At 43.5% G+C, this 3,736-nt stretch carries 3 protein-coding genes; 2 read left to right on the top strand and 1 reads right to left on the bottom strand.

Annotated features, from left to right (window positions below; genetic code table 11):
- Positions 1–508: 508 nt before the first annotated feature.
- Both DU53_RS01025 and DU53_RS01020 read left to right on the top strand, forming a co-directional pair.
- On the top strand, positions 509–811 hold the full coding sequence (locus DU53_RS01025; RefSeq protein WP_063727034.1) for a nucleotidyltransferase family protein: 303 nt from the start codon (positions 509–511) through the stop codon (positions 809–811).
- Positions 804–1,151: a DUF86 domain-containing protein gene (locus DU53_RS01020; protein WP_063727032.1), complete on the top strand. Its 348-nt coding sequence runs from the start codon at positions 804–806 to the stop codon at positions 1,149–1,151. The genes DU53_RS01025 and DU53_RS01020 overlap by 8 nt, the downstream gene beginning before the upstream one ends.
- 622 nt (positions 1,152–1,773) lie before the next feature.
- Here DU53_RS01020 and DU53_RS01015 read toward each other — a convergent pair.
- A complete protein-coding gene (locus tag DU53_RS01015) occupies positions 1,774–3,054 on the bottom strand; it encodes an ATP-binding protein (RefSeq protein ID WP_063727031.1) in 1,281 nt (426 codons plus the stop codon).
- Between the last annotated feature and the right edge of the window lie 682 nt (positions 3,055–3,736).

Here is a 3,736-nt window from a genome sequence, read left to right as displayed (position 1 = left end):
CTCCAAAAAACATTGTGCAGTCAATGAGTACAGGTTAATCGATGTAGCGTTCCTGGGTTTCCCCGGATATCCTACTATTGATCCTCTAGTACTCCCAGGATGGAAGAGGGAGTGTGAGAAGCAGTCGCTCTTATGGCGGATCGGTTCTCTGTTCCTCTCTTCCTCCTGACTGCCTCCTTTATTTTACTCCTACATCGGTTCTCGGACTCTCGGCCTCTCGATTCTCGGCTCTCGCAGCTCTTTCTATACCCTAGACCCCAGACCCTAAACCCGCTCCTTTGTTTTCTCAATCCGCAACGAAGTTGTGCATAGCCGTGACGGAGTCACGCATAGCCTGAGCTTTAGCTCAGCATAGTCGCTGCTTTGCAGCGCACAGCGTCCGCAAGCCTCAGCCTCGCAAGCGTCGCTCCGCCGGCTGACAGCCTTTGCAAGCGTCCAGAACGAAGTTCCGTCAGTATCATTCGTACATAATTTGAGTGTAGTGATATAATCATTTAGAGGTGATATTATGAAAGATCTTGAGGTAATCATTAAGATATTAAAAGAGTTACTGCCGGAGCTTAGAGATAGATTTGGCGTGAGCAAAATAGCCGTGTTTGGCTCTTTCTCAAAAGGATCTCAGACGAAAGACAGCGACATAGATATTTATGTTGAATTTTATAAAGTCCCTGGTTTGAGGTTTATGGAATTAGCGGAATTTCTGGAAAACGCCCTTGGTAAAAAAGTAGATCTAATTACCCCGATCGGTCTAAAAACGATAAGAAGCCGTAAGATAAAAGAAGATATAGAAAGGACGCTTACCTATGTCTGAAAGAACTCCTTCAGAACTGATTGAAGATATTATCGAAGCAATAAACAGAATAATGATCTACATAGACAATCTGACGTACAACGAATTTCTAGATGATCTTAAAACGCAGGATGCTGTTGTTAGAAATATAGAAATTATCGGGGAAGCGGCAAAAATGATTCCACTTCATATTCGGCAAAAATATTCGCGGATTCCATGGAAAGAAATAGCAGGTACCCGAGACAAGCTAATCCATGATTATTTCGGAGTTAACTTTGATATTGTGTGGGCTATTATAAAAAATGATCTTCCAGAATTAAGAAAGCAAATAGAATCAATAAAAAGCGATATGCGTTTTTAAGATTAACAAATCTAAAAAATGGGGTAGTATCGTAGCGGACTATCCCCATTTTCTCAGATGGCAAGCCATAATTGTTAGGCTGTAATGAATAGCTGTTCTTTATCGTAGGGGCAGAACATGTTCTGCCCTTTGTAAATCCTATTAAAGGGCACAGCATGCTGTGCCCCTACTTTACTGTTCAATATAAACATCCATAACCCGTCATGCTGAACTTAATTCAGGATCTCGTCTGAAGTGCAGAAAGCGTACGCAGATGCTTGGATTGCCCCTGGCAATGACGCTTGGAATCACTTTTGGCGATTGATGCTGGAATCAGCTCCGCTGATTGATGCTTGGAGCGGCTACGCCGTTGACGAAAGGGTACATAGAGCAGATTCTGGATAGGACATCTCCAGAATGACAGTTTTTTCAGCCGCGAAGCGGTTCGAGACAACCACGAAGTGGTTCGGAACAACTCCGCAGGAGTTCGCGACAACCGCTTGCGGTTCGTGTCGCTTTATTTGACAGCGTCCGCAAGCCTCAGCCTCGCAAGCGTCGCTCTACCAGCTGACAGCGTTGCAAGCCTCCTGGACGTAGTCCAGCACTTCGCAGCGCAGCTGGGCTTACCCACCCGCTAGCGTGCTTACCGAACCTCACTAAGGAGAAATACCGCTGCTGGTATGAAGAAGATCTCTTTATCATTCGAATTTTCTTTTTTTAAGATGTCCCTGGTGACAACAATAGCTCTTTTGAAATCTAAGTATCTGGAGAGCTCCTGCAGATTTTTAAGAGCGGTTTCTGGTTTGTTTGAAAATTTTACTTCAACGGGTATTCCGTTTACGACAAAGTCCACTTCCCGTTTGCCTTCCCAGTAATATTTATCCGCTATTAAGTGATTTTCGACTGCATTTTCTACTAAGACTCCTTCATTCAGCCTGATTTCGCTGAAGGCTCCTGCTATTGACGGATGTGCCAGATACACCTTTGGCATTATGTTTCGACGTGCTCTTACCGATTTGCTAATACGATGGACAAAGTGCACAAGCCCGGAGGCCTTTATATAATCCGAGTATTTTATTACGGTATCGATCTTCAGGCGGAGAGAACTGGAGACTTCAGTGAAATTTATTTTGTTTCCCGTGCTTTCAGCAAGTATTGCGAAAGTGGATAGGAGCTTTAAGGTATCCACGTTTCCAAAGATTGTTGGAATGTCCTTCAGGAGAACCCTTTCAACGTATGTTTCGCGTAAATACCTTTTCGCCATTTCGGGTTTTAAGGTTAGCGTTTCAGGGAATCCTCCGATGAGCAGGTATTCGTGGAATAGGCTGTATATCTCCAGAGGCAGCTTATAAGCATTATCAATAGCTTCTTCAATGGAAGCGAAACTTTCTACTTTCAGGTTCTTAAACCTCAGAAATTCTCTGAATGACAATGGATTCATTGGAACCGAGATAACCCGACCTGCAAGGCTTTCGGATATCCCTTTCTTTAAGAAAAGGGATGCGGAACCTGTGAATATGATCTTCGGACCATAATTGTCGTAGATTCTTTTTAACTGAAGATCGAAGTTTCTGGAAAAATGAGCTTCATCCACGAAAAGGTACGCCTTTCTTCTACCGAACCTTTTTAACCATAGTTCATATGCTTCGATTATCGGAAAATCAAAACTGATAAGTCTTGGATCGTCTAAGGAGATGTATAAAATATCCTCCGGATCCTTCCCTTTTTCAAGGAGTTCATTTATGAATTGAAAGATCAACGTAGATTTTCCAACCCTTCTCAGTCCCTGAATGCAAATCATGGTTTTAGAAGTGTTATAAAGCTTTTGAACTTCATCGTAAGCATCTCTTTTTATTTCAGGAACTTCTATCTTACTACCCCGCCACCAGGGATTCATCGATAACAGGATATCAAACAATTCCATCTTATCACCCCGTTATGGTATTAATGTAGTTATATTATACCATCATAACGGGAAAATATAGATGTAAGTAAACAAGAACCGAAGGGCTGCTATGCAGCAGGAATGTAGTACGCAAATGAGAAAGGTGCTGGGAATGGCTGACACTCACGAAGTTGAGAAAATGGGGACAGTACTGTGTCCCCATTTTCGAAAAACGCGTAAAGTGCAGATTCTGGATTAGAGATTCCCGAATGACGGTGAGGTGGGAAGATTCTGGATAGGACATCTCCAGAATGATAGTGGTGGTTAAGATTCTGGATAGGACATCTCCAGAATGACTGTGGTAGGTGGTAACAAGATAAAAGGCACAGCATGCTGTGCCCCTACAATACCGGATCTCGGTTCTCGGACTTTTAATGTTTTCTCTATACCCTAAACCCCAGACCCTATACCCGCTCCTTTGTTTTCTCAATCCGCAACGAAGTTGTGATCGAGTAGGAGGGGGGAATCCCCCCCGTCCTCTCACAGAACCGTGCATACGGGCCAACGTACACGGCTCATGGATTGAGTATCGGATTCTCCGACGGTGGTTAAGTACCATCATACTACCTCCGCATGGCCTTCAGAATAAGTCGCATATAACAGAATCGGTTTCTTCTTCCACACAGGCATCGGTTTTCTACCCCTTTCGAGGAATATACCC

It is taken from the genome of Kosmotoga sp. DU53 (assembly GCF_001639905.1).
In the GTDB taxonomy this organism is placed as follows: Bacteria; Thermotogota; Thermotogae; order Petrotogales; family Kosmotogaceae; genus Kosmotoga; species Kosmotoga olearia.
The sequence above is the reverse complement of the archived record's forward strand: the minus strand, read 5'-3'. Positions and strand labels throughout refer to the sequence as shown.